Here is a 22,914-nt window from a genome sequence, read left to right as displayed (position 1 = left end):
CGTCCATGCTCTCCTCCCCGCTCGCGGGGAGGGGGACCGCGCGAAGCGTGGTGGAGGGGGCGGCGCCGACGTCAACCGTTGAGTCGCCCCCTCCGTCTCGTCGCCTATCGGCGCCGATCCACCTCCCCATCGCTCCGCGACAGGGAGGAAGGTCTCAGTTTCACCACACCCCGTACCGCCCGCCGATCGCGCTGATCGTCGCCCGCGCCTCGATCTCGGCATAGCGCAGATTCTCCTCGGCCTGGCGCGCGTCGCGACGGGCGTCGCGCAGTTCGCCCCGCACCTCGCGAATACGGTTGCGGATGCGCTCGCGGTCCTCGTTCGACAGGCCTTCCTGCCGCAGTTCCCGCTCCTTGGCGTCCAGCTTGTCCTCGCGGTCGTCGATCCGGCTGATGGCCGAGTTCAGCGCGCTCTGCGCCGCCGACACCGCCTGCTCGACGGAATGGATGCGCCGTCCGTCCTCATAGGCGGGCACGAAGTCGCGCTCCTCCGCCGGGGCGCAGACCCCGTGATAGCTGTTGCCCTGCCGCCCCTGCCGGAAACCGTTCTCCCAGGTGCAATAGGTCCTCAGGCCGTCCTCGCGCGACGCCAGATAGGCGCTCATGTTCGGCGCCACCCCGTACTTGGCGCAGGCCTTGGCGTGGTCGTCGACCCGGCTGGTCGGATAGCCGGCCGCGCCGTCGCGCCATCCCTGCCCGCCCCAGTCGCCGACCATGCACTGGTCCTCGTTCATGGTGGCGCATCCCGACAGCAGCAGGACGCCCGCGGCCGCCGCTGCGGCGGCGATCAGAACCTTCATATCGGCCTCTCCCAAGGCGTTTCATTCCACGACCCGGACGAATGAGGTTTCGCCCCGCAAGCCATGCTATTCCACCCTATGGCCGATGAACCTTTGCTGACGGAAGACGAAGACGCGGAAATCTTCGAGGCGCGGATCGACGCGCCCGGCGTCCGCCTGGACAAGGCCCTGGCCGCCGCCTTCCCGAACCTGTCCCGCGCCCGCCTCCAGGCCCTGCTGGCCGAGGGCGCCGTCGCCCGCGACGGACAGCCGGTCTCCAGCGGCTCGGCCAAGGCCCTGCCCGGCCTCTACGCCGTGACCCTGCCCCCCGTGGCCCCGGCCCTCCCCCTGCCTGAGGCCATCCCCCTGACCGTCCTCTACGAGGACGCCGACCTGATCGTCATCGACAAGGCGCCCGGCATGGCCGCCCACCCGGCGCCCGGCTGCGAGACCGGCACCCTGGTCAACGCCCTGCTGGCCCACTGCGGCGACAGTCTGTCGGGCATAGGCGGCGTCGCCCGCCCCGGCATCGTCCACCGCCTGGACAAGGACACCTCCGGCGTCATGGTCGCCGCCAAGTCCGACCGCGCCCACGCGGGCCTATCCGCCCTCTTCGCCGCCCACGACATCGAGCGCACCTACCTGGCCCTGACGCGCGGCGCGCCCACGCCCGAGAAGGGCCGCATCCAGACCCTGATCGGCCGCTCCCCCCATGACCGCAAGAAGATGGCCGTCCTGCGCTCCGGCGGGCGCGAGGCCGTCACCGACTATGTCGTGCAGCAGACCTTCGGCCGCCCGGCCAAGGCCTCGGGCGCGCCCCTGGCCGCCCGCGTCGCCTGCACCCTGCACACCGGCCGCACCCACCAGATCCGCGTCCACATGGCGTCCAAGGGCTCGCCCCTGCTCGGCGACCCAGTTTACGGCTCAGGCGCCCCGGCCGCCGCCGTGCGCGACGCCGTCGCCCAGGCGGGCCTGACCCGCCAGGCGCTCCACGCCGCCGTCCTCGGCTTCGTCCACCCCGTCACCGGCCAGGCCCTCCGCTTCGAAACCGCCCCGCCCGAGGACATGCGCCAGCTGGAAGCCCTGCTGGCCGAGCTCTAGAGCCTCACTCCAGCACCCGCCCCTCGCGCCAGTAGCCCATGCAGGCCACGCTGTGTCGCGGCGCGCCGCGTTCGCGGGTCAGGTGCAGGCGGATGTCCCGCGCCGCCCGCGTCTCGCAGGCGATCCAGGCATAGAATTCGGCCCCCTCGTCCACCGCCGTGTCCCACAGGATCTCGGCGTCGATGTCGACCCGGCCGATCGCCTCGTCCGTCTCCGTCCGCCGCTCGCCCTGCGTCGGCAGGACGCCCGACAGGTCCAACCCGCGCACCGCCGCCGTCAGGGCCTCGCCGTAGCCGCCCCGCCGGGGCAGCCATTCCGCCTCGACCCAGTCGGGCGTGGGCAGGCGGTCCGCCTCGCTCGGCGCCTCGACCAGCAGGCGCACGCGCGGCCGCTCGGTCCAGGCCCCCATGGCCTCCACTATGCCCATGGCGGCGGGAACGGCCGTCTCGTCGGCGGCGATCAGGACCTGGCGCGCGGCGCGCGGCGGCCGCCACTCGAACCCGACCGGCTCGGCCGCCGACCGGCTGTCGGGCGCCGACATGGACAGGCGATCTCCGACCCGGGCCCGCATGGCCCAACGGCCCGCCGGCCCCAGGTCCGCCGCCTCGTCGCCATGCTCCGGCCCGCCGTGCATGACGAAGTCGATGTCCACCTCGCCCGCCTCGGGCCTCAGGGCGCGAATGGTGTAGGTCCTCATGGGCGGCCGCCGCTCTTCCGGCAGGTCGCGATAGGCCTCCAGCCAGCCGGCGTTCGCCGCCCCCAGCCGCTCGGCCAGCTGCGCCGCCCGTCCGTCCGCCGAGGGAAAGAACAGCTTGACCCTCTGGTCCGGGGCGAAGGCGCCCACGTGCTCCACCCCGGCCCCGCCGAAGGTGAACCGCGTCAGCGACGGACACAGCCGCGTCCGCCGCGCCAGCACCAGGTCAAACAGACGATAGGGGCCCATGGCGCGCCTCACTCTCTCGCTAGGACGATGTACTGGGACCGGCCGTATCGCTAATGAGACTTGTTTGCAAATTTACCCCTTTATCAGCAACACTGTCTGTGCTAGATAATCGCCTCGACGACGACGCGGAAACGAGCCGCCGCCGAATTGGGACAATTCGCCCCTTTTCCAGAGGGCAACGGATTCCCATCTAGTCAGTTGAGGGGTCAGGCGATGGCGCACGCCAAGTGGTCAAAGCCGCAGAACCTGCTCGTCCAGCCGGAGGGACCACATGGCCAATAATACGCTGACGGTGATGTCGCCTGAACAGGGACTGTCCCGTTATCTCACGGAAATCCGCAAGTTTCCGATGCTCACCAAGGACGAGGAGTTCATGCTCGCCAAGCGGTGGAGCGAACACCAGGATCCCGAAGCGGCCCACCGTCTCGTCACCTCCCACCTTCGCCTCGTGGCCAAGATCGCCATGGGTTATCGCGGCTACGGCCTGCCGATCGGCGAAGTGATCTCGGAGGGCAACGTCGGCCTGATGCAGGCCGTCAAGAAATTCGACCCGGACAAGGGCTTCCGCCTGGCGACCTACGCCATGTGGTGGATTCGCGCCTCGATCCAAGAATACATCCTGCGCTCCTGGTCGCTGGTGAAGATGGGCACCACCGCCGCCCAGAAGAAGCTCTTCTTCAACCTGCGCAAGGCCAAAAGCCAGATCTCGGCCTTTGAAGAAGGCGACCTGCACCCCGAGCACCTGGCCGCCATCGCCACCAAGCTGGGCGTGTCGGAACAGGAAGTGACCGACATGAACCGCCGCCTCGGCGGCGACGCCTCCCTGAACGCGCCCCTGCGCGCCGACGGCGAGAGCGAATGGCAGGACTGGCTGGCCGACGACGACGCGGTCAGCCAGGAAACCCAGCTGGCCGACAGCGAGGAAAAATCCATCCGCATGAGCCTCCTTCAGGAAGCCATGGAGGAGCTGACCGACCGCGAGAAGCACATCCTCACGGAACGCCGCCTCAAGGACGACCCCGTCACCCTGGAGGAACTCGCCGGCGAATACGGCGTGTCCCGCGAACGCGTCCGCCAGATCGAGGTCCGCGCCTTCGAAAAACTGCAAAAGGCCATGCGCGCCGCCGCCATGGAACGCAACCTGGTCGACGCCTAGGGCGTCCCAAGACCTCTCCCTCCCCATTCGGGGAGGGTGGTCGAGCCGTGAGGCGAGGCCGGGTGGGGGCGCTGGGCGATGCAGGGACTGAAAACGTCAGGCGCGGGGAACGATCGCAAGGCGCGTTTGCCTCGCCCTCCCCGCCCGGCGCTGCGCGCCACCCTCCCCCAAGGGGGAGGGAAAGGGTTCGCCCCTACCCCGCCCGCGACAGGCTCTCGGGCGAGGCCAGGGCCAGGACGGCGTTGATCGGATCGGTCAGGCTGGCCTTGGTCGGCGCTCCGCCGCTGGTCAGATGCGTCTCAAGCCCCGCCGCGGCTATGGCCAGGGAGGCGTCCCCCGTCTTGACCGCCAGGGCCTTCAGGGTCTCCGCCTGCTGCTTGATGGCGCGGAAGGCCTGCATGGGATCGGTGTCGAACTGGGTCAGGGCCGAGGCCAGGATGCGCATCGCCTGGTCCTTGACCGCCAGGGCCGCCTCGGCGCCCGACGCCGGCTTGTCCGCCTTGCGCTTGCCCGGCCCGGCGTAGTCGGTCGAGTTGAAGCGCCGCCGGTCCGGCCCGACATAGCCGACCGCCTCGACCCAGTCGCGCGGCTTGGTCGCCAGGTTCTCGATCCGGCGTTGCAGATCGCCGCTGGTGAAGGGCTTCCTCAGGAACTCGTGCACGCCCGCATCGCGTGCGCCCTTGATCGATGTGGCGGTGGCCTCGGCCGTCACCATGACGATGGGCGCCCGGCGGCACGACAGGCTGGACCGGCGAATGCGCCGCACCAGACCCTCCCCGTCCAGGCGCGGCCCGGCGCGTTCCGTCAGGATCAGCCCCGGCTCCATCTCCCGGCACAGGTCGATCACCTTGGCCTCGTCGCTCTCGACCGCGATCTCGCGCGCGCCGAACCCCTTCAACAGGTCGCTCAACAGGCGGGCCGCGGCGGGATTGGAATCGACGATGACCACGCGCCTCACCACGGGGGCGATCCGTTGCATCGTCCTGGCGTCTAAAGCGAACAAGGGCGGACTCCGTTTCGAGCCTGACCCTATCGCCCCACGGGTTAAAGGCCGGTTTCAAACCCGGCCTTTTGTAAATTACCCTTAGGCTCGATCAGCCCTGGAACGGATCGCGCATCAGGATGGTGTCGTCCCGCTCGGGGCTGGTCGACAGCAGGGCCACCGGCGCGCCGATCAGCTCCTCGATCCGCCGCACGTATTTCAGGGCGTGGGCGTTCAGGTCCTTGAAGCTGCGGACCCCGCCCGTGCTCTCGTCCCAGCCGTCCAGTTCCTCGAACACCGGCTCGGCCGCCGCCTGGTCCTTCAGGCTGGACGGCAGATAGTCCAGCACCTCGCCGTTCACGCGATAGCCGACGCAGATCTTCAGCGTCTTCAGCCCGTCCAGGACGTCCAGCTTGGTCAGGGCGATGCCGTCGATGCCGTTGATCGCCACCGACTGGCGCACCAGCACGGCGTCGAACCAGCCGCAGCGACGCGCCCTGCCGGTGTTCACGCCGACCTCACGACCCACGGTCGCCAGATGCTCGCCGACCGCGTCGTTCAGCTCGCAGGCGAAGGGTCCCTCGCCCACCCGGGTCGTATAGGCCTTGACGATGCCCAGCACATAGCCGACCCCGCGCGGCCCCAGGCCCGATCCCGCCGCCGCCTGACCGGCCACGGTGTTGGAGCTGGTCACATAGGGATAGGTGCCGTGGTCCACGTCCAGGAAGGCGCCCTGCGCCCCCTCGAACAGCACCCGCTTGCCGTCCTTCTGGGCCTGGTCCAGCACGCGCCAGGCCGGCTTCACATAGGGCAGGATCTTCGGCGCGATCTCCAGCAGTTGCGCCAGCAGGGCCGCCGGATCGATCGGCTCCAGCCCCAGGCCGGCGCGCAGCGGATCGTGATGCGAGCGCAGGCGGTCGATCTTGATCTTCAGGTCGTCTTCGTTGGCCAGGTCGCAGACGCGGATGGCCCGGCGCCCCACCTTGTCCTCATAGGCCGGGCCGATGCCCCGGCCGGTCGTGCCGATCTTGGCGCCCGGCGCGCTGGCGGCGGCCTCGCGCGCCACGTCCAGGGCCGGATGGATCGGCAGGATCAGGCAGGCGTTATCGGCGATGGTCAGGATGTCCGGCGTGATGGCCACGCCCTGGGCCTGGATCTTCTCGATCTCGCCGACCAGGTGCCAGGGGTCCACGACCACGCCGTTGCCGATGATCGAGGGCTTGCCCTGCACCACGCCCGAGGGCAGCAGCGCCAGCTTGTAGACCTTGCCGTCGACGACCAGGGTGTGGCCCGCGTTGTGGCCGCCCTGGAACCGCACCACCATGTCGGCGCGATTGGACAGCCAGTCCACGATCTTGCCCTTGCCCTCGTCGCCCCATTGGGCGCCGACCACCGCGACGTTAGCCAAGACCGTTTCTCCGCAATCCAGAATGCGGTGGGAGCCTATAACCCCTGAATCGCGATTTGTCTCAGGCCTGGACGATATTCGCGGATTTGAGTGGCTGATCCGGCAATTCGTTCAGCAGCGCATGAGGAGGTTCCAAACCCACGCATCCCTTCGACATGGAGGCGTCGGCGCGCCGACATGTAGCAGCCGGTCGGGCCTCAACCGCTCCTGAACCCGGGAGTTCAGCCCAATGGACGGGCCCGCGGGGGTTCGGCTCCGCGAACAATCTCGGCAGCCGCCTCGAGGTAGACTTCATACTCGGCGCCCAACCCCACACCCGAGCGGATATCCTGAACGAGAGCGTGCAGGCCCGCCTCGTCATTGATCATCATGAGCGCCACAGGCATCAGATACATTGCAGCTTGACCGCCGATGACCCCGCCGCCACGAAAAACTTCAACAATTTCATTCAGCGACCAACTCAGATCGATCCTGTCGTGAAAGGCCGTTTCGATCCTTCGCGCATAGCTCTGGATGTCGGCAGGGCTGATACGATCTGCGTCAAGCCGTTCCATTCCCCACCGTTCGTCCGGCCGCACGACGTACTGGAGAACCGGGACGCCAGGTCTGCGCGTAAACCCTGCGCCGATCCCTGCGCCATGGGCTCGGTTTGCAGCGCCCGCGCAGATTCGATTGAGCTCAGGATGAACGAGTCCAACCGTGGCCCCTACGCTCATCGGCGTGCCGTTCAACCCTATCCAGCCGTAACACCCTCCTGCCGCCGGCTCGCTCGTGAGTATTTCCGATCTGAAGCTGCGCCAGCCTCGCTCGGCGAACTCGGAAGCGACTTGGCTGAGGATCGGTTTCCAGGCCTGCATGTCGCTTCCCTTCTGAATGCGAATGTCGGCGCGAACCGAATTGAGGGCCAAGGCATGGGTCGCGCCCGTTCGGAGCCGCAATCCGGTTGGGGCGAACAGGACAGACCCTAGGAGATTTCGGACGAGGCGACCGCCGTCTCGAACGCCCATTCCAGCCAGGGCGTGGCGGCGATCACGTCGGCCGTCTCGACCGTGCATCCGCACCACAGGCGCAGTCCGGGCGGGGCGTTGCGGTGCGGCTCCATGTCATAGACCGCCCCCTCGCCTTCCAGCAGGGCCTTGAACCGCTTGACGAAGGCCTTCTGCCCCGCCTCGTCCAGGCCCGTGACGCGCGGATCGACGAACTTCAGGCAGACCGAGGTGGTGGACCTGATCTCCGGCCGCGCGGGCAGGAAGTCGATCCAGTCGGTCCGCTCCACCCAGGCCGCCAGGGCGGCGTAGTTGGCGTCGGTGCGGGCGATCAGGGCCTCGATCCCGCCGATCCCCCGGGCCCAGTCCAGGGCGTCGATCCAGTCCTCGATCGTCAGGACCGAGAAGGTGTTGATCGCCACCCCCTCGCCCAGGGCCCGGTCGAACCCCTTGCCGTCCGTCAGGCGCAGCAGCTTGGGCACGGGCCGGTCGGGCCGATAGGCGTCCAGCCGCGCCACGGCGCGCGGCGACAGGACCATGACCCCGATCCCGGCCTCCCCGCCCAGGGCCTTCTGGAAGCTGAAAGTGGTCACGTCCAGCTTCGCCCAGGGCAGAGGCTGGGCGAAGGCGGCCGAGGTGGCGTCGCAGATCGTCAGCCCCTCGCGGTCGTCGGCGATCCAGTCGCCGTCCGGCACCCGCACGCCCGAGGTCGTGCCGTTCCACGGAAAGACCACGTCCTTCTTCGGATCGACCCGGGACAGGTCCGGCAGCTCGCCCCAGGGCGCCGTCAGGGCCTCGGGCTCCAGCCCCAGGTGCGTCTTGACGTCCGCCAGCCAGGTCAGGCCGAAATTCTCATAGGCGACCACCTGCACCGGCCGCTCGCCCAGCATGCCCCACAGGGCCGCCTCCACCGCGCCCGTGTCCGATCCCGGCGTATAGAGCAGCACATAGTCCGCCGGCGGCGCCAGGACTTCCCGCGTCAGCCTCAGGCCGTGGGCGAACCGCTCCACCACCTCCGGCGCGCGAATGCCCCGCCCCATCAGGTCGTCGGGCAGCCCCGCCAGCGACCACCCCGGCCGCTTGGCCGTCGGCCCGGCCGAGAACCACGGCCGCGCGGGCTTGACGAGGGGTTTGGCGACGGTCTGGGCGTTCATGGGCGCGACTCGCTGTGTCTCGGGGAGAGAGACGACACCCTTAAGCCATCAACGGCCAGGCTTGTAGGGGCGCTTGTCGCGCCATTCGGTCGCGAAGCGGACCAGGTCCTCGTCCGGCGTCTCCGGCAGGGTCACGACCAGGCGGGCCAGCAGGTCGCCCCGCTTGCCGCCGGCATAGGCGCCCCGCCCCTTGAGCCTCAGCGTCTTGCCGCTGTTCGAGCCCTTGGGAATGGTCATCATCACCGTGCCCTCGGGCGTCGGCACCGGAATCTTTCCGCCCAGGACCGCGTCGGGAACCGACACGGCCAGATCCATGGTCAGGTCCGCCCCGTCGCGCTTGAACAGCGGATGCGGCTGGATGCGCAGTTCGATCAGGGCGTCGCCCGCCTGGCCGCCCCGTCCGGGCGTCCCCTGCCCCTTCAGGCGGATGGTCTGGCCGTCCGTCGCTCCCTTGGGAATGGCCACGTCCAGCATGCGTCCGTCCGAGAACTGGATGCGCCGCGTCGTCCCCGCGATGGCGTCCTCCAGGCTGACGTCCAGGGTGGCCCGGACGTCCTGCCCGCGCCCGCCTCCCCCGAAACCGCCCTTCGCCCGGCCGCCGCCGAAGGCGCCGAACAGCTCCTCCAGGTCGATGTCCTCGAAACCGCCGCGTCCGCCCGAACCGCCGAAGCCCCCGAAACCGCCCGACCGTCCGCCGCCCGGCTGACCTCCGCCGAAGCCGCGGAACTGCTCGCGCCCGTCCGCGTCGATCTCGCCCCGGTCGTACTTGGCCCGCTTCTCGGCGTCGCCCAGCAGGTCGAAGGCGCCGGTCACGCGCTTGAACCGCTCCTCGGCCGCCTTGTCGCCGGGGTTCTTGTCCGGATGCAGCTCCTTGGCCAGCTTGCGGAACGCCTTCTTGACCTCGTCCGCGCTCGCGCCCTTCGAAACGCCCAGTTCCTTATAGGGATCGCCAGCCACCTTCACGCCGCTCCGAGAGACAGAAAAACCAAGAGAGCGTCAGTTAAGCCATCCTCCCCCCCGCCGAAAGGGGAAAGGGGACTGCTTCTTCTCCTCCCCCGCTCCGCAGGGGAGGAGAAGCCCCCTACAACCCCGTCTCCGCCTCGCTCCCCCATCCATAGGCCTCGCTCCTCTGGCTGATCCTCGCCCGAGCGCCCGGACCGACGCCGCCCGGAAAGTCCGCCGCCGCCTGGTCCGCCGGATAGAGCGTCTCCAGCCCCTCGACCTCCCAGACGCGGACCTCGACTTCCCCGTCCATGACCCGCACCCGGAAACGGCGCGGATCGACCTCGACGGGCTCCGTCTCCCAGCCGTCGCCGCCGGTCCGTACGCGCGGCGTCCAGCTCAGCCGCCGCCCTCCGTCCGCCAGGACCTCGACCCTGGGCCGGGCGGGCCGCCACGGCCTCAGGGCCTCGGCCTTCCAGGCGAAGTCCGCCTGGGCGAACCCCGGCCCGCCCGGAGGCGCGCCCGCCGGCCCCGCCCGCCACAGACGCGGCAAGCCCCTTTCCCCGGCCGCGACCTCGACCCTCGGCATGTCCCGTTCCAGAAAGACCGCGACCGCCCCTTCGGGCGCTCCGGCCTCGGCCGCCGCCTCGCTCCCCTGTTGTCCGCGCAACAGGCCCGTCAGCCGCCAGATCCCCGCCCCGACCAGCTCCGCCCGACGGTGTTGCAGCACCTCCCAGCCCGCCGCCGTCTCGACCGCCAGGACATTGGCCCCGCCCAGCACGGCCCCGGCCGACCGGCTCTGCGGCGCCCCGCCCTCGACGCGCAGCACCACCGCCCCGACCTCGTCCCAGCGCCCGACGACGCCGGGCGCCAGGGCCTGGGTCAAGACCCCGACCGTCGCCGGCCGCTCCGCCGTCGCGCGCGGCGTCAGGCTGTCCGCCGTCTCGCCCCCGTGCACGGTCGTAAGCGTCCACGGGTCCGCCGCCACGATCGCCACGGGCCGCGCGTCCTCCTCCTCGCCCGGCAGGGGCGGCAGGTCCGCCAGCTTCAGGAAGGGCGCCCCCGGCCGCCTCGGCCCCTCGCCCGGCCGCCATGCCTCGACCGTCTCTCCCGGCCGCACGACGACCAGGGGCGCCAGCATCGCCGACGGCTGCTCGTCCAGTTCCAGCCGCGTCACTTGCCAGTCGCCGTCCCGGCCCTCGACCCGCACCGCGTCGCCGGGCTCCAGCCTCAGCGCCTCAAGCGGCCCCAGCCGCGCCGTCAGCCGCTCGGCCCGCCCCTCGTCCTCGGCCAGGGCCCGCCGCGCCACGGCCAGGGCCTGCGCCGCCCCGCACACCACCGGCAGCTCCAGGTCCAGCCCGCCGCCGCCCCGCCCGCGCGCCGGTCCCTCCCCCAGGTCGTCCTCGGCCCGCACGCTCGCCGCCCCGGTCTGATAGTCCGCCGTCTCGTCGATGAAGCGCACCCGCGCCGTGTCCGGCGCCGGCGACAGCGCCCGCTCGGCGACCAGGCTCCCGCCCGTCTCAGGCAGGGCCAGGGCCTCCAGCGCCAGCACGGTTTCCACCGGCGTCTCCCCCAGGACGACCACCTGCCCGTCCCGCTCCGCCGCCGTCGCCCCCAGGGCCGCCAGCAGGGGCTCCAGGGCGTCCCGCGTCCGCATCGGCCGGTCGATCACATAGCCCGCGACCGACCCCGCCAGGGCGTCCACGGCGAAGTCCTCGTCCGCCAGCCCCCCGCGCCTCAGCACCGCTCCGACCAGGTCCGCCGCCTCCCCCGACAGCCGCCCGTTCAACCAGTGCCCCGTCCGCCACGCCCCAGCGTCGGCCCAGACCTCGGCCCGCGCCGGAAAGGCCGGCCAGGGCCGCGCGTCCCAGCACCAGGCGTCCGCCCCCGCCATCATCGGCCCGCCGTAGACGGGCGAGACCGGATTGTTCGCCGCCTCGTCGAAATGGGCCAGCACCGCCTCCAGCGCCCGCCTCTGCATCCGGTCGTCCCGCGCCCCGGTCGAATGGGGCGGCAGGGCGCTCTCCGCGCTCTTGGGGTCCTGGAACAGGTTGGGCGCGTTGGTCCCCCGGTCCGTCGCCGCGCACCCGAACTCCGTCAGGCGGATCGGCTTCATCATCGGGACCCAGGCCGTGGGCGTCGGGCTGCGCGCGCCGCCGATCCGCTCGTGATGCGGGTTCGACCACCAGCCCTTCAGGTCCTTGGGCCGCCACAGCCAGTCCTCGCCGTGCGCCTCGTCGCGGATCGGCGTCCGCGCCTGCGCCGCCCGGTCGGCCTCGTCCGCATAGAACCAGTCATAGCCCTCGCCCCCCGCCATCTGCAGGGCCAGATAGGCCGGGTCCGACGGCCCGTCGTGGGTCTCCGCGTCCAGCCCCCCGTCCCCACCGCGCCAGTCCCCCAGCGGCGGATACCAGTCGATTCCGACGTAATCGATGTTGGGATCGGCCCACAGGGCGTCCAGGGGAAACCGCGCCTCCCCGCCGCCCTGCACCCCGAAATACTCCGACCAGTCGGCGGCGTAGGACAGGCTGACCTCCGGCCCGACCACGGCCCGGCACTCCGCCGCCAGGGCCCGGAACTGCGCCACGGCCGGAAAGCCGTCGCCCGCGTCCCGCGTCCGCGTCAGGCCCCGCATCTCCGACCCGATCAGCAGGCCGTCCGCCCCCTCCTCGGCCGCGATCCGCGCATAATGCAGCGCCATCCGCCTCAGGCCCCAGTCCTCCGTCCCGCCGAACAGGGCCGCGACCTCCGCCGCCGCCCCGTCCCCGTCCGTCCCGGCCACGCGCCCCCGCCACGGATAGCCGGGGCAGTCCATGAAGACGAAGGGATAGAGGGTCGTCTCCAGCCCCCGCGCCTTCAGGCTGCGGATCGCCTGCCGCACGCTCTCGTCCGACGGCGTCCCGCCATAGGCCGGCCCGCCCCCGGCCTGCGAGATCAGATGCGCGCTCCCCCGGTCCAGCCCCGCCGCGCTCCAGACCAGGGGCTCCGTCGGCTTCATCCGCCGCTCTACCCCCGGCCGCACCCGGCACCGCCCGGCCCGCACGTCGTCCCCGAACCAGCCGACCACCAGGCTGACCCGCTTCAGGTTCGGCGCCTGAGCCATGAGATGATCCAGCGACACCTCCAGGTCCGCCCGTCCCTCGGCGTTGTTGACGTTCTCCGCCGTGGTCCGCGTCAGGCCCTCGCGCCGCATCACCGGCTCGGTCGCCAGACAGAACTCCCCCGCCCCGGGGATCAGGCAGACGCCCTCCAGCCGGTCCTCCAGCCGCCGCTCCGACCCCAGAGGCCGCCGAAAGACCTCGAAGGCCAGTTGCGGCGGCCGATGGCCGAACGGCCCCAGCGGCAGGTCCTCGAACACCACATAGGCCGCGCCCCGGAACGCGGGAGCCGCCCCCTCGACCGCCTCGATCAGCGGGTCGGGCGCCTGGTCCGGCGTCCCGCGATGCACCCTCATGCTCACGCCCGACAGGTCCATCGGCCGCCCGTCCGCCCAGACGCGCCCCACCCCGTCGATCGGCCCCTCGCACAGCCCCACGGCGAAGCTCAGCGAATAGCTGTAGTCCACGACCCTCTGCCCGCCCTTGCCGCCCGACCTTTCCTTCTTCTTCTCCAGGAAGCGCGCGGCCCAGATCACCTGCCCGACCACCCGCGCCCGTCCCAGGACGCAGGCCATGGGCGCCCCGTCCGCCGAGGACTGCAGGCTCAGCCCCTCCAGCCTCGGCCCCCGCCGCGCGGGCGACAGGCTCGCGATCAGCCTCTGGTCCAGCATCCGCCCCAGGGTCGAGCCCACAGCCTGGCCGATCGGCCCGCCGATCGCCCGGCCCGCCTCGCTCAGTACGACCTGCGCCATGCCTCAGCTCCCCGTCGTTCCGGGCCAGCGGAAGGCCGCCGTCAGCCTTCGCCGCCACCATGTCCCCATCCAGCTCTCGACCACCGACCGCCCCCAATAGGCGTGGATCATCCGCCGCTCCGGCCCGTCGTCGGCCGACAGGATCGCGCAGTGCTTGGCCGGACAGCCCGCCGCCATGCGGAACAGCAGCACGTCCCCCGGCCGCTCCCGGCCCAGGGGAATCTCCGTCAGCCGCCGCCGCGCCGCCTGCAACAGGCTCTCTTCGCCCCCGACCTCGGCCCAGTCCGGGCGATAGGGCGGCGGCGCCTCGGGCTCCGGCCCGACGACCTCGCGCCAGACCCCCCGCACCAGCCCCAGGCAATCCGCCCCCTCGCCCCTCACGCTCGCCTGATGCCGATACGGCGTCCCCAACCACCCCCGCGCCGCCCGCAACACCGCCTCCCGCACCTCCAGCACTCCTCCCCCGTTCACGGGGGAGGGGGACCGCGAAGCGGTGGAGGGGGCGACCCCATCCGCGACATCAGCCCAACTTCCACCGACGCTCCCGACCAACGCGAAAACCTCCGCCCTACCCTTCGCCCTTCCCCGCTCCGCAGGGGAGACGTCGCCCGTCTTCCCCCTCACCGCCGGCTCCCCCCGTCGTTCCGCCCCGTCTCCATCGGCTGGGCGGTCAGGAAGTCGTCGCCCGGAATGTCCGGAAAGCCCTGGAAATTGACCCCGTTGCCGAAGACCCCGACGCAGGTCGCCCAGCGCTTGTCGCAACGCCGCCCGGCGACCGCCTCCGGCGCCAGGCCGCACCGCGCGTCGCCCAGCACCGCGTCGCAGCTCCGTCCGAAGGTCCGCCCGACCACCCGCTCCAGCGCCGCCGCCGGCCCCTCCAGGTCGGCGACGAAGGCGCCGTTCTCGCGCCGAATCCGCGCCAGCCTCCCCGCCCACAACCGGACCCTCAGCTCCGGCCGCGCCCAGTCCACGCGCCACAGCTCGACCCGCGCCCCGTCGTACAACCCCGCCTCGATCTCCGCCTCGACGACCCCTGTCTCGTCCAGCGGTCCGGACGCCGACAGCCCGCCCGCCGCCGTCCCCACGGCCGCGTCCCCGGCCCCCGCCGTCCACCCGCTCCCGGCCAGACAGACCACGTCCCCCAGCCTCAGATCCCGGTCATGATCAGTGAAGCCCAGGACCGCCCCGTCCCCCCGCCGCACCGTCCAGGCATGGCACATCCCCGCCGCCCCGCTCTCGATCCGCTCGACCATCCCCCCCGGCAAGTTCCGCAACGCTCTCTCCCCCTTCAAACAAACTCCTCCCCCGCTTGCGGGGGAGGGGGACCACCGAAGGTGGTGGAGGGGGCGACCACAGCCGCCACGCCAGCCCAATCCCCCACCGACCTCCCGCCCAGACCCGGAAACCGCCGCCCGACCCTTCGCCCCCTCCACCACGCTACGCGCGGTCCCCCTCCCCCGCTCCGCCGGGGAGGAGAGCCCCCTCAAACCCTCACCTCGACCAAGCCCATCGCCGCCATCCGCCCGGCGCCGAAACTCTCCAGCGTCACCTCGATCCGGTCGGAATCGAACCGCACCGGCACGTCGAAGACGAAGCCCGCCGTCACCACGGCTCCCGCCGCCGGCGCCGCGTTCAGGCTCGCCTCCCCCGTGGTCCAGTCGACCGCGAAGGCCGTCGTCTCCGTCCCCGCGACCGCCATCCGCACGCTGCCCTCCACGGGCTTGGCGATGCGCCGCGCGTGGTCGCCGTAGGCCTTGCTCAACTGAAAGACGCGCCGCGTCCCGTCGCCGGTCCCGATCGCCTGGTCGGTCGCCGCGACCGTCGCCCCCGGCGCACAGCTCTTGAAGTCGGCGAAATCCCGGAAGCGGAACCCGTACAGCCGCCCCCGCCGCGCCTCGAAGAAGGCGGTCAGGGCCGCCATGTCGTCCAGCGACCTCAGCCCCGCCCCGATCAGATACCGCCTGCGCCCCTCGGCCCAGGGGGTGGAGCGCCGCTCGTGACCGGACGCCAGGGCGACGATCTCCGTCCGCCGCTCCACCCCGCCCGTCGACCCGAAGGCCAGCCGCGCCGGCAGGCGCACCTCGTGAAAGGCCATGCCGAATGTCTCCCCTTCCTTGATTTTCGCGCCCGCCCCGTCCACGGACGTCAAAGGCGGCCGCCCGGGCCGCTGGTCGGGGGACGTCCATGCGCGGCGAGATTCTCAGCTACGACGAAACCACAGGCTCCGGCCTGATCAGCGGCGACGACCTCGCGCGCTACGCCTATGACCGCGCCGACCTCGGCGGCGACGTCGCTCCGGCGCCCGGCCTGCGCGTCGACTTCGTTCCGGACGGCGGCCAGGCCCGCCAGATCATCCTGCTCCAGGTTCAGGAACGCGGCCTTCCCGCCGCCGCCTTCCAGCCGGGCGAGCCGCCCCTGGACATGTGGGCCTATTTCGTCCGCTGCCTGCGCGGCAAGTATTTCGACGGCTACGGCCGCGCCCGCCGGCTGGAGTACTGGTCCTTCGTCCTCTTCTCCACCCTGACCCTGCTCGGGGCCTTCCTGCCCTTCCTGTTCGCCGCCGCCGTCCTCGGCGCGGTGAACGAGGATCTCTTCCCCCTGTCCCTGGTCCTGCTGGTCCTGCCGGTGCTGTGGACCTTCTTCATGATCATTCCGTCGGTCTGCGTGGCGGTCCGCCGCCTGCACGACATCGGCCTGACCGGCTGGCTCTATCTGGTGACCTTCATCCCCTATGTCGGGGGCTTCTTCATGCTGGTGGTCGCCTGCATCCCGTCCCAGCCCTACCCCAACCCCTACGGCCCGCCGCAGAGCCGCTCCTGAGATCGAGTCGCAGAAAACGTCGCCTCAGGGAAAACACCGGCTTGCAGCCTCGCCTTCGCCCATGTCATGCTTCCTTTACGGCAAGGGGCCGTTCAGATCTGGAGACCTTGAGTGCGCGGTGAAATTCTCAGCTACGACGACGTTTCGGGCACGGGCCTGATCAGCGGCGACGACAGCATCCGCTACGGCTTCGGCCGTTCGGCCGTCCAGGCGGGCGGCGGCGTGATCGCCCCCGGCGCCCGCGTCGACTTCGTTCCCGAAGGGCTTGAAGCGACCCAGATCATGATCCTCGCCGGCTCGCCCGCCGCCGCCTTCGGCCAGGCGGCCCAGGCCGCCTACACCGTGCGCGACACCGGCGGCGGCTATGATTTCCAAAGCGCCATGCTGTCCTTCAACGGCCGCCTGCGCCGCCAGCATTTCTGGATCAGCTGGCTGATCCTCCTCGGCGTCAGCGTCGTCCTGGGCTGGATTCCCATCATCGGCACGGTGATCTCCATCGCCCTGATCTGGCCGAACCTGGCCATCACGGTGAAACGCCTGCACGACATGGGCAAGAGCGGCTGGTTCGCCGTCATTCCCTGGGCCGCCACCGTCGTCGGCTTCTTCATGATCATCGCCTCGGTCGGCACGGCGATCTTCACCAACCCTCAGGCCTTCGAGAACGAAGACCCGTCCGCGGCCCTGGCCATGATCGGCTCGATGATGGGCGGCCTCGCCGTCATGTTCCTGGTCGGCATCGCCTTCCTGCTCTGGATCGGCATCACCGACAGCCAGCGCGGCGACAACAGGTTCGGCCCCAACCCCAAGGGCGAGTAAGTCGATTGAGGGAGCAGGGTCCGCCCTGCTCCCTTTTTCCTTGGTTCTAGAACCGCCTGGCCCCCAGGGCCGTCGCCCGGGCCAGCATCCGCGCGATCTGCGCCTCCGACCGCAACAGGCCCTCGGCCCCGCCGTCGATCTTCAGATTGACCGTCACCCCCGGCCCCGCGCCCATCGGCTCGATCATCCCCGCGCCCGCCGGACGAAACACCTCCGGCCCCCGCTCCCCGACCAGATAGGCCCCGCCGCCCAGCACCGGCCCGCCGTCGGCCCGTCCGCCGGAAAAGCCGTTCACGGCCGCCGCGACCGCCTCCGACAGACCCCCGCTCCCGCCCTTGCTCATGGCCGCTGCCGCCGCGTTCACGGCGTTCAGCACCGCCCGCGCCAGCTCGCCCAGGCTCACCTCCCCGTCCGCCGCCGCCCGGACCAGGGACCGCGACAGGCTCTCCCCCGCGCGTCCGAACGCCGCCTCGATCGAGGCCGCCGCCCGTTCCGCCGGTGCCTTCAGTCCTTCCAGCGCTTCGCCCGCCTCCGCCGCCCGCATCGGCAGGTCGTCCAGCCCCCGCTCGTCCATCCTCGTCCTCCTCCCGCTCAATCGGGCCACAGCTCGGCCATCCGCTCCAGCTCCGCCCGTCCCATCGGCCGCGCCTGGGCCGGCGCCGCCGTCAGCATCCGCCACTCCCGCAGCGACAGCCGCCAGAAGACCTCCGGCGTCACGCCCGCCCGCGCCGCCGCCCGCAGCATCTCGCCCCAGATTTCCTCCCCGGCTGCGCTCATGCGACCGAGGCCGCGAAGGCCCTGGCCACCGCCTCCGCCGCCGCATGGGGATCGACCGGCTCCTGGGCCAGCCGCGCCGCGAACGCCGTCTCGCCCCCGCCGCGCAGCAGGGCCGCCAGCACCGCCGCCAGGTCCCGCGCCGACAGGGTCTTCATCCGCTCCGCCAAGGCTCCCGGCCCCGCGACGCCCAGCGCCGTCTCCATCTCCGCCAGCGCTCCCAGCGTCAGGCACAGCCTCCGCTCCGCCCCCGCCAGCACCACCCCCACCTCGCCCCTCGCCCCGTTGATCATCCGAAACCTCCTGCTCTCTTCTCCTCCCCCGTTCACGGGGGAGGGGGACCGCGGAGCGGTGGAGGGGGCGACCACAGCCGCAACGCCAGCCCAGTTCCCACCGACGCCGGCCCCAACACGGACACCGACGCCCGAACCTCGCCCCCTCCACCCCGCTACGCGCGGTCCCCCTCCCCCGCTGCGCAGGGGAGGAGAAGCAGCCCCCTCAAACCGCCGCGAACGTCACCTCGCCCGCGCTCGCCAGGCTCAGGGCGAAGCTCGCCTCCCCCTCGTGCTCCCCGGCGTATTCCAGCGCCGCCACCAGGAAGGCGCCCTCCAGCACCCCGAAGTCCGGGACGATCAGCCGCCACCGCCGCGCCGCCTGCTCGAAGAAGGCTTCCCGGATCAGGGCGTCGGAGGCCGCGTCGCGAAAGATTCCCTGTCCCGAAACCGCCGCCGACTTCACCCCCGCCCCGGCCAGCAGCTCCCGCCACCGCCCGGCGCTGTCGCCGTCGGTCGCATCCACCGTCCGCGCATTCAGCGAAATCGTCCGCGCCCTCAACCCCGCCACGGTCGTGAAGCCCCCGCCCCCGTCCTCGATCTTCAACAGAACATCCTTGCCCCGCTGCGCGCCCATGCCTCATCTCCCCTTCAATCAAACAACTCCTCCCCCGCTCCGCAGGAGAGGAGAAGAAGCCTCCCCCTCACTCCTCCGTCGCCGCCCGCACCCGCATCACGGCCCAGGCCCGCTTCAGGTCGCTGCTGCGAAACACGTCGGTGAAGACGACGCCCAGGCTGACCGCCCTCACCCCGTCCGCCTCGACCGGCGCGTCGGCCAGCCTGGCCCGGACGGCGGCGGCCACGGCCCGCGCCTCCTCCGTTCCGCGAAACCGGCTGGCGCAGCTCAGGGTCAGCCGATGCTCGATCAGGCCCCCGCCCGCCAGCTCCCGGCTCTCACCCCGGCCGACCAGCAGATAGGGAAAGGCCGCCCCGGCGGGCGGCTCGTCCCAGATCCGGATCGGATCGCCCAGCAGGGCCTTCAGCGCCCCGTCGCCCTTCAGCCGCGCGATCAATCCCTTGATCAGCGCCCCCTCGTGATCCTTCACAGCCGCACCGTCCGATAGGGCGCGATCCAGCCCTCGACCGGGGCGACGGTCTCATCCGCCTCGCCCCGCTCATAGGCTCGCATCGCCAGCATCATCACCGCCAGCCTCAGCGGAGCCGGGGACGCGCCGTCCAGCGCCCGCCCCGTCTCCGCCTCCACCCGCGCCCGGGCCGCGTCGATCAGGGTCTGGATCACCCCGTCCTCCGCCCCATCCCCCACGCGCAGAAACAGCCTGGCCTCCGCCAGCGTCACCGGCTCGGTCATCAGTCTCTCCTTTTCACATAAAACTCCTCCCCCGTTCACGGGGGAGGGGGACCACGAAGTGGTGGAGGGGGCGACCACAGCCGCCGGCGTTCAGCTTGTTTCCGCCGACGCCCGCCCAAACCCGGAAACCGCAGCCGAGTTTTCGCCCCCTCCACCCCGCTCACGCGCGGTCCCCCTCCCCCGCTCCGCCGGGGAGGAGACCCCCTCAGCTCGCGGCGAACTTCATCGCCTTGATCGCGTCGAAGTTCTGCACCCCGCCGCCGACCCGCTTGGTCGTGTAAAACAGCACATAGGGCTTGGCCGAATAGGGATCGCGCAGCACCCTCACCCCCGCCCGGTCGACGATCAGATAGCCCTTCTGGAAGTCGCCGAAGGCGATCGACAGGCTGCCCGCCGCCATGTCCGGCATGGTCTCGATCTCCGTGACCGGATAGCCCAGCAGGGACGCCGTCTCACCCGGCCGCGTCGCCGGCGACCAGATGTAGTTCCCGTCCGCGTCCTTGAACTTGCGCACCGTCCCGACCGTGCGCCGGTTCATCACGAAGCGCCCGTTCGGCCGGAACCGGGCCTTGGGCGCATAGATCAGGTCGATCAGCCGGTCGGTCGGATTGGCGGCGGCGAAGGCCCCCGCCGCCCCGGACGCCACGGTCCCGATCTGCCCCCAGGTCTGGCTCCCCTCGGCGGCCGTGTCATAGGCCAGGAAGCCCTTAGGCTTGTTGACCCCGTCCCCGACGACGAAGGCCGTCGTCTCCTGGGCGGCGAAGGCGTCCTCCACCTCGGCCGCCAGCCATTCGTCCAGGTCGATCAGGGCGTCGTCCAGCAAGTTCTGCGTCGCCGCCGGACAGGCGTAGAGATCGGCCGAGGCGAACTCCAGCAGGGCCAGGCTCGCCGGGTCCGTCTCCGGCCGCGCCGCCGTCTCCGCGACCCAGCCCGCCTGCACCCCGGCCGTGGACACCGGCTTGCGGAAGACCCCCGCGCCTACCGTCCGCACCGTGGCGATCTCCCGCATGGGAGAGGCCGCCGCCAGCCGCCGCTCGATGGCCCGCTCCGTCTCCGGCGGCGCCACCATCCCGGCCGAGTTCGACGCCGTCGACAGCCCCGCCTTCTGCTCCAGACCCCAGCCCGCACCCGGGGCCGAACCCGACTTCATATAGCCGTCCCAGCCGGCCTTGGCCTCCGGCGCCGCGACCCGGGGCGTCTCCTCCCCGCCCCCGCTCAAGGCCGGCCTGCGCCCCTCGCTCGCCACCCGCTCCAGCCGCGCCTGCGCCTGGGTCACGGCGGCGTCGATGCGCGCCACCTTCTCCTCCAGCAGGACGTCCGCCGACGCCTTCCGCTCGATCTCCTCCAGCCGGGCGTCGTTCGCCCCTTTGAACGCCTCGAACGCCGCCATCATCTCGTGCAGCGCCGCCCGCGCCTCGGGCGAACCCGACACGGTCTTGGTCTCTTTCATGATGTCTCCGTGGAAAATATGCGCCCCGGATCGGCGCGCCGTCGTCGGGCGTTCAGCCCGAACCCTGGTCTCCCTTCGTCCCCGATCCGAACCGTGCTATCGCCGGATCGAGGGGGAAGAGTTTCATGATCATCGCCGCCCTATCGGCCGCCCTTCTGGTCCAGTCGCCCGCCGAGGCGACGACCGAAGCCTTCCTGCAAAGGCTCCAGGCCGACCTCGTGGACATGTTCGCCCTCGCCGGCGCCTGCGAGGCGGTCTTTCCAGACGCGGCCCAGTCCCTGAACGCCGCCTTCGCCGACGGGTCGGACCCCGAACTGGTCGCGGCCTATGAAGGCGGCCTCGCCGCGGCCCAGGAATCGCCCCCGACCGAGGAAGCCTGCCACGCCGCCCTCGACGCCCTGCGCGCCGACATGCTCCGCCTCCAGGCCGAACTCGACGCCGAGGCCGGGGCCGAGGTCGGGGTCCAGACCGCGACCGCCCCTCTCGTCGCCGCCGATCCCTCCTGACCTGACGACGCCCATGTCCCTCGCCCTCGCCCCGCTCGAACGCGCCGTCCTGGAAGCCCTGGCCTGGGAGCAGCGCGCCCTCGCCCCCGACCTCGCGACCCAGGCCCGGCACGCCCGGCCTGAATCTCGCCGCAACACCGGCGCCGGGCTTCTGACCCGCTTCATCGTCGATCGGCGCCCGGCGCCCAAGGGCTCCCGCGCGCCCTCCGGCCTGTTCGGCACGGTCCACGCCATGGTCGGCCGCCTGCCCGACCCCGTCGCCTTCCAGATCGAACTGCGCCAGGGCCGCCTCGTCGCCCTGCATGCCTCCAGCTACGGCCAGGACACCCGCGCCATAGACTTCGCTGCGGTTCCCTTCGAGGACGTCTTCCTGATCGACGCCTCGGGCCGGTCCGTCTTCTACGACCCGCCGCGCCCCGACGCCCCCGCCCGTCCGGCGCCGAACCGCGCCCAGGCCCAGAAAACCCAGACCCCGAAAGCCCAGACCCAGGTCCAGGCCCGACCCCAGCCGACGCCGTCCAGACCCGCGCCCGCCGCATCCGCCGCCCATCGCCCGGTCTCGCACAAGCCCGCGCCGCAAAAAGCCGCCCCCGCGCCCGCGATGTTCGGCGACAACGGCGCCCTCGTCTCCTCGCTCAAGAAGCTCCAGTCCGGCCAGAAACCCGACCCCGATCCCGTCAACGACGCCGTCGCCGCCGTCCTGGAAAAGATCAAGGCCCGCCAGGCCGCGCAGAATCCGGGCGCCGATCCCGCCGTCTCCATGGCCCCCTCGCCCGGGCTGCAGCGCCTGGCCCGCCTCGGCTACGGCCTGGCCTTCGCCCTTTTCATCCTGTCCGTCTTCGGCCCGCCCCTCCGCTGGCTCCCGATCTCGCCCCTCTTCCTGGCGTTCATCCTCTTCATGGCCTGCGGCTTCCTGACCAAGATATCGAAAGAGCCCGGCAAATGAGCGAGTTCTCCAACACTCGTCCCCTGGGCGCTTTCGTCCCCTTCGACGCCATCGAACGCTCCTGGTCTCTCAAACTGGCCTGGCTGTGCGTCCCCGAAATCCCCGTCGTCATCTGCGCGGCCGTCAAGCACGGCAGCCTAGACTCCCGGTTCATCCCAGCGACTGTAGCGGCCGCCTTGTTGATCGGCTTCGCCCCCTCAATCGTGAAGCGGATGCTCAGACCCCTCCAACGCGCCCGCCGTCGCGCCCTCTCGCCGCTGCAACGCATGCAGATGTCGGAGGAAATGGACTACCAGCCGCTCGAGGAGATTCTGGGCATCGACCAGAAGCCCGCCTTCACAAGCCTTCCGCCAGTCCTTCAGGTCCTGACCCGTCGCTTCGGTCGTCCGGCACCCGTCCTGAGCGTTGTCGCCCTTCTGGTCAGTCTTCCCGCCGACCTCGTGCTTATCGCCATGGCCCTGCTGGACGATCCCATCGCCCTGGCCTCGCGCCTGATCGGCGCGCCCTGGCCCCTGTCCTACTGGACGACCTTCCTGCTCCTGCTCTCCCTGATCCTGGGGTTCCGCTTCCTGTCCTGGCTGCGCCAGATGCACGACCACTACGCCGCCGAGGCCAAGACCTCGGGCCGAAGCTTCTGAACCGCCCCAAACTCCTCCCCCGC

General features: G+C 71.3%; 25 protein-coding genes. 7 read left to right on the top strand and 18 right to left on the bottom strand.

Annotated features, from left to right (window positions below; genetic code table 11):
• Nucleotides 1-160: 160 nt before the first annotated feature.
• Nucleotides 161-799: a DUF2799 domain-containing protein gene (locus ABIE19_RS03975; protein ID WP_354087830.1), complete on the bottom strand. Its 639-nt coding sequence runs from the start codon at nt 797-799 to the stop codon at nt 161-163.
• Between the two features lie 78 nt (nt 800-877).
• Between ABIE19_RS03975 and ABIE19_RS03970 the strand changes: the two genes are divergently transcribed.
• Nucleotides 878-1,879 (top strand): RluA family pseudouridine synthase, encoded by a 1,002-nt coding sequence (locus tag ABIE19_RS03970; protein WP_354087828.1) that lies wholly within the window; start codon nt 878-880, stop codon nt 1,877-1,879.
• A gap of 4 nt (nt 1,880-1,883) precedes the next feature.
• Here ABIE19_RS03970 and ABIE19_RS03965 read toward each other — a convergent pair whose 3' ends face one another.
• Nucleotides 1,884-2,822: a siderophore-interacting protein gene (locus ABIE19_RS03965; RefSeq protein WP_354087827.1), complete on the bottom strand. Its 939-nt coding sequence runs from the start codon at nt 2,820-2,822 to the stop codon at nt 1,884-1,886.
• A 271-nt stretch (nt 2,823-3,093) separates the two neighbouring features.
• Here ABIE19_RS03965 and rpoH point away from each other — a divergent pair, with 271 nt between their 5' ends.
• Nucleotides 3,094-3,978 (top strand): RNA polymerase sigma factor RpoH, encoded by an 885-nt coding sequence (rpoH, locus tag ABIE19_RS03960; protein ID WP_354087826.1) that lies wholly within the window; start codon nt 3,094-3,096, stop codon nt 3,976-3,978.
• Nucleotides 3,979-4,171: 193 nt separating this feature from the next.
• Here rpoH and ABIE19_RS03955 read toward each other — a convergent pair whose 3' ends face one another.
• From ABIE19_RS03955 to ABIE19_RS03915, 9 genes are all read right to left on the bottom strand, one after another.
• Nucleotides 4,172-4,957 carry a response regulator gene (locus ABIE19_RS03955; protein WP_354087825.1) on the bottom strand — a complete coding sequence of 262 codons (786 nt, stop codon included), beginning with the start codon at nt 4,955-4,957 and terminating at the stop codon, nt 4,172-4,174.
• 115 nt (nt 4,958-5,072) lie between these two features.
• A complete protein-coding gene (locus ABIE19_RS03950) occupies nt 5,073-6,368 on the bottom strand; it encodes an adenylosuccinate synthase (protein ID WP_354087824.1) in 1,296 nt (431 codons plus the stop codon).
• 221 nt (nt 6,369-6,589) lie between these two features.
• Entirely contained in the window at nt 6,590-7,276 is a 687-nt protein-coding gene (locus ABIE19_RS03945; RefSeq protein WP_354087823.1) for a hypothetical protein, read from the bottom strand.
• Nucleotides 7,277-7,332: 56 nt separating this feature from the next.
• Nucleotides 7,333-8,508 carry a phosphoserine transaminase gene (locus ABIE19_RS03940; protein WP_354087822.1) on the bottom strand — a complete coding sequence of 392 codons (1,176 nt, stop codon included), beginning with the start codon at nt 8,506-8,508 and terminating at the stop codon, nt 7,333-7,335.
• A gap of 48 nt (nt 8,509-8,556) precedes the next feature.
• Nucleotides 8,557-9,465, bottom strand: coding sequence for a DnaJ C-terminal domain-containing protein (locus ABIE19_RS03935; protein WP_354087821.1), 909 nt, complete (start codon nt 9,463-9,465; stop codon nt 8,557-8,559).
• A 124-nt stretch (nt 9,466-9,589) separates the two neighbouring features.
• Nucleotides 9,590-13,300 (bottom strand): baseplate multidomain protein megatron, encoded by a 3,711-nt coding sequence (locus tag ABIE19_RS03930; protein WP_354087820.1) that lies wholly within the window; start codon nt 13,298-13,300, stop codon nt 9,590-9,592.
• Nucleotides 13,301-13,303: 3 nt separating this feature from the next.
• On the bottom strand, nt 13,304-13,756 hold the full coding sequence (locus ABIE19_RS03925) for an NlpC/P60 family protein (RefSeq protein WP_354087819.1): 453 nt from the start codon (nt 13,754-13,756) through the stop codon (nt 13,304-13,306).
• A gap of 164 nt (nt 13,757-13,920) precedes the next feature.
• The gene (locus ABIE19_RS03920) at nt 13,921-14,574 is read right to left on the bottom strand and encodes a phage/gene transfer agent baseplate hub protein (protein ID WP_354087818.1); all 654 of its coding nucleotides are present in this window, start codon (nt 14,572-14,574) and stop codon (nt 13,921-13,923) included.
• 209 nt (nt 14,575-14,783) lie between these two features.
• Nucleotides 14,784-15,395: a phage distal tail protein, Rcc01695 family gene (locus tag ABIE19_RS03915; RefSeq protein ID WP_354087817.1), complete on the bottom strand. Its 612-nt coding sequence runs from the start codon at nt 15,393-15,395 to the stop codon at nt 14,784-14,786.
• An 89-nt stretch (nt 15,396-15,484) separates the two neighbouring features.
• Between ABIE19_RS03915 and ABIE19_RS03910 the strand changes: the two genes are divergently transcribed.
• Entirely contained in the window at nt 15,485-16,120 is a 636-nt protein-coding gene (locus ABIE19_RS03910; RefSeq protein ID WP_354087816.1) for a DUF805 domain-containing protein, read from the top strand.
• A gap of 111 nt (nt 16,121-16,231) precedes the next feature.
• The gene (locus tag ABIE19_RS03905) at nt 16,232-16,936 is read left to right on the top strand and encodes a DUF805 domain-containing protein (RefSeq protein ID WP_354087815.1); all 705 of its coding nucleotides are present in this window, start codon (nt 16,232-16,234) and stop codon (nt 16,934-16,936) included.
• A 46-nt stretch (nt 16,937-16,982) separates the two neighbouring features.
• Here the strand turns inward: ABIE19_RS03905 and ABIE19_RS03900 are convergent, their stop codons facing one another.
• From ABIE19_RS03900 to ABIE19_RS03870, 7 genes are all read right to left on the bottom strand, one after another.
• A complete protein-coding gene (locus ABIE19_RS03900) occupies nt 16,983-17,510 on the bottom strand; it encodes a phage tail tape measure protein (RefSeq protein ID WP_354087814.1) in 528 nt (175 codons plus the stop codon).
• Between the two features lie 17 nt (nt 17,511-17,527).
• Nucleotides 17,528-17,713, bottom strand: a complete 186-nt coding sequence (locus ABIE19_RS03895; protein ID WP_354087813.1) for a phage tail assembly chaperone — start codon at nt 17,711-17,713, stop codon at nt 17,528-17,530.
• Nucleotides 17,710-18,003, bottom strand: coding sequence for a GTA-gp10 family protein (locus ABIE19_RS03890; protein ID WP_354087812.1), 294 nt, complete (start codon nt 18,001-18,003; stop codon nt 17,710-17,712). Before ABIE19_RS03890 ends, ABIE19_RS03895 begins: the two co-directional genes overlap by 4 nt.
• Before the next feature lie 205 nt (nt 18,004-18,208).
• Nucleotides 18,209-18,619: a phage major tail protein, TP901-1 family gene (locus ABIE19_RS03885; protein WP_354087811.1), complete on the bottom strand. Its 411-nt coding sequence runs from the start codon at nt 18,617-18,619 to the stop codon at nt 18,209-18,211.
• 67 nt (nt 18,620-18,686) lie between these two features.
• Nucleotides 18,687-19,088, bottom strand: coding sequence for a DUF3168 domain-containing protein (locus ABIE19_RS03880; protein ID WP_354087810.1), 402 nt, complete (start codon nt 19,086-19,088; stop codon nt 18,687-18,689).
• Nucleotides 19,085-19,351: a head-tail connector protein gene (locus ABIE19_RS03875; protein WP_354087809.1), complete on the bottom strand. Its 267-nt coding sequence runs from the start codon at nt 19,349-19,351 to the stop codon at nt 19,085-19,087. The genes ABIE19_RS03880 and ABIE19_RS03875 overlap by 4 nt, the downstream gene beginning before the upstream one ends.
• Nucleotides 19,352-19,556: 205 nt before the next feature.
• Nucleotides 19,557-20,801, bottom strand: a complete 1,245-nt coding sequence (locus tag ABIE19_RS03870; protein ID WP_354087808.1) for a phage major capsid protein — start codon at nt 20,799-20,801, stop codon at nt 19,557-19,559.
• A 125-nt stretch (nt 20,802-20,926) separates the two neighbouring features.
• Between ABIE19_RS03870 and ABIE19_RS03865 the strand changes: the two genes are divergently transcribed.
• Genes ABIE19_RS03865 through ABIE19_RS03855 form a run of 3 tightly spaced genes read left to right on the top strand, consistent with a single transcriptional unit; the run spans nt 20,927 to nt 22,891 of the window.
• On the top strand, nt 20,927-21,307 hold the full coding sequence (locus ABIE19_RS03865) for a hypothetical protein (RefSeq protein WP_354087807.1): 381 nt from the start codon (nt 20,927-20,929) through the stop codon (nt 21,305-21,307).
• Between the two features lie 13 nt (nt 21,308-21,320).
• Nucleotides 21,321-22,253, top strand: coding sequence for a hypothetical protein (locus tag ABIE19_RS03860; protein WP_354087806.1), 933 nt, complete (start codon nt 21,321-21,323; stop codon nt 22,251-22,253).
• Nucleotides 22,250-22,891, top strand: a complete 642-nt coding sequence (locus ABIE19_RS03855; protein WP_354087805.1) for a hypothetical protein — start codon at nt 22,250-22,252, stop codon at nt 22,889-22,891. The genes ABIE19_RS03860 and ABIE19_RS03855 overlap by 4 nt, the downstream gene beginning before the upstream one ends.
• Nucleotides 22,892-22,914 lie beyond the last annotated feature (23 nt).

It is taken from the genome of Brevundimonas faecalis, from assembly GCF_040549405.1.
GTDB classification, from domain to species: Bacteria; Pseudomonadota; Alphaproteobacteria; order Caulobacterales; family Caulobacteraceae; genus Brevundimonas; species Brevundimonas faecalis.
Note: the sequence above shows the minus strand (reverse complement) of the source record. Positions and strands in the feature narration are given on the sequence as shown.

Coding starts and splice junctions, on each gene's coding strand:
- ABIE19_RS03895 (WP_354087813.1), bottom strand. CDS start 17,713: ATGAGCGCAGCCGGGGAGGAAATCTGGGGCGAGATGCTGCGGGCGGCG.
- ABIE19_RS03970 (WP_354087828.1), top strand. CDS start 878: ATGGCCGATGAACCTTTGCTGACGGAAGACGAAGACGCGGAAATCTTC.
- ABIE19_RS03860 (WP_354087806.1), top strand. CDS start 21,321: ATGTCCCTCGCCCTCGCCCCGCTCGAACGCGCCGTCCTGGAAGCCCTG.
- ABIE19_RS03875 (WP_354087809.1), bottom strand. CDS start 19,351: ATGACCGAGCCGGTGACGCTGGCGGAGGCCAGGCTGTTTCTGCGCGTG.
- ABIE19_RS03855 (WP_354087805.1), top strand. CDS start 22,250: ATGAGCGAGTTCTCCAACACTCGTCCCCTGGGCGCTTTCGTCCCCTTC.
- ABIE19_RS03965 (WP_354087827.1), bottom strand. CDS start 2,822: ATGGGCCCCTATCGTCTGTTTGACCTGGTGCTGGCGCGGCGGACGCGG.
- ABIE19_RS03910 (WP_354087816.1), top strand. CDS start 15,485: ATGCGCGGCGAGATTCTCAGCTACGACGAAACCACAGGCTCCGGCCTG.
- ABIE19_RS03865 (WP_354087807.1), top strand. CDS start 20,927: ATGATCATCGCCGCCCTATCGGCCGCCCTTCTGGTCCAGTCGCCCGCC.
- ABIE19_RS03940 (WP_354087822.1), bottom strand. CDS start 8,508: ATGAACGCCCAGACCGTCGCCAAACCCCTCGTCAAGCCCGCGCGGCCG.
- ABIE19_RS03885 (WP_354087811.1), bottom strand. CDS start 18,619: ATGGGCGCGCAGCGGGGCAAGGATGTTCTGTTGAAGATCGAGGACGGG.
- ABIE19_RS03890 (WP_354087812.1), bottom strand. CDS start 18,003: ATGATCAACGGGGCGAGGGGCGAGGTGGGGGTGGTGCTGGCGGGGGCG.
- ABIE19_RS03955 (WP_354087825.1), bottom strand. CDS start 4,957: ATGCAACGGATCGCCCCCGTGGTGAGGCGCGTGGTCATCGTCGATTCC.
- ABIE19_RS03900 (WP_354087814.1), bottom strand. CDS start 17,510: ATGGACGAGCGGGGGCTGGACGACCTGCCGATGCGGGCGGCGGAGGCG.
- ABIE19_RS03915 (WP_354087817.1), bottom strand. CDS start 15,395: ATGGCCTTTCACGAGGTGCGCCTGCCGGCGCGGCTGGCCTTCGGGTCG.
- ABIE19_RS03870 (WP_354087808.1), bottom strand. CDS start 20,801: ATGAAAGAGACCAAGACCGTGTCGGGTTCGCCCGAGGCGCGGGCGGCG.
- ABIE19_RS03930 (WP_354087820.1), bottom strand. CDS start 13,300: ATGGCGCAGGTCGTACTGAGCGAGGCGGGCCGGGCGATCGGCGGGCCG.
- rpoH (WP_354087826.1), top strand. CDS start 3,094: ATGGCCAATAATACGCTGACGGTGATGTCGCCTGAACAGGGACTGTCC.
- ABIE19_RS03975 (WP_354087830.1), bottom strand. CDS start 799: ATGAAGGTTCTGATCGCCGCCGCAGCGGCGGCCGCGGGCGTCCTGCTG.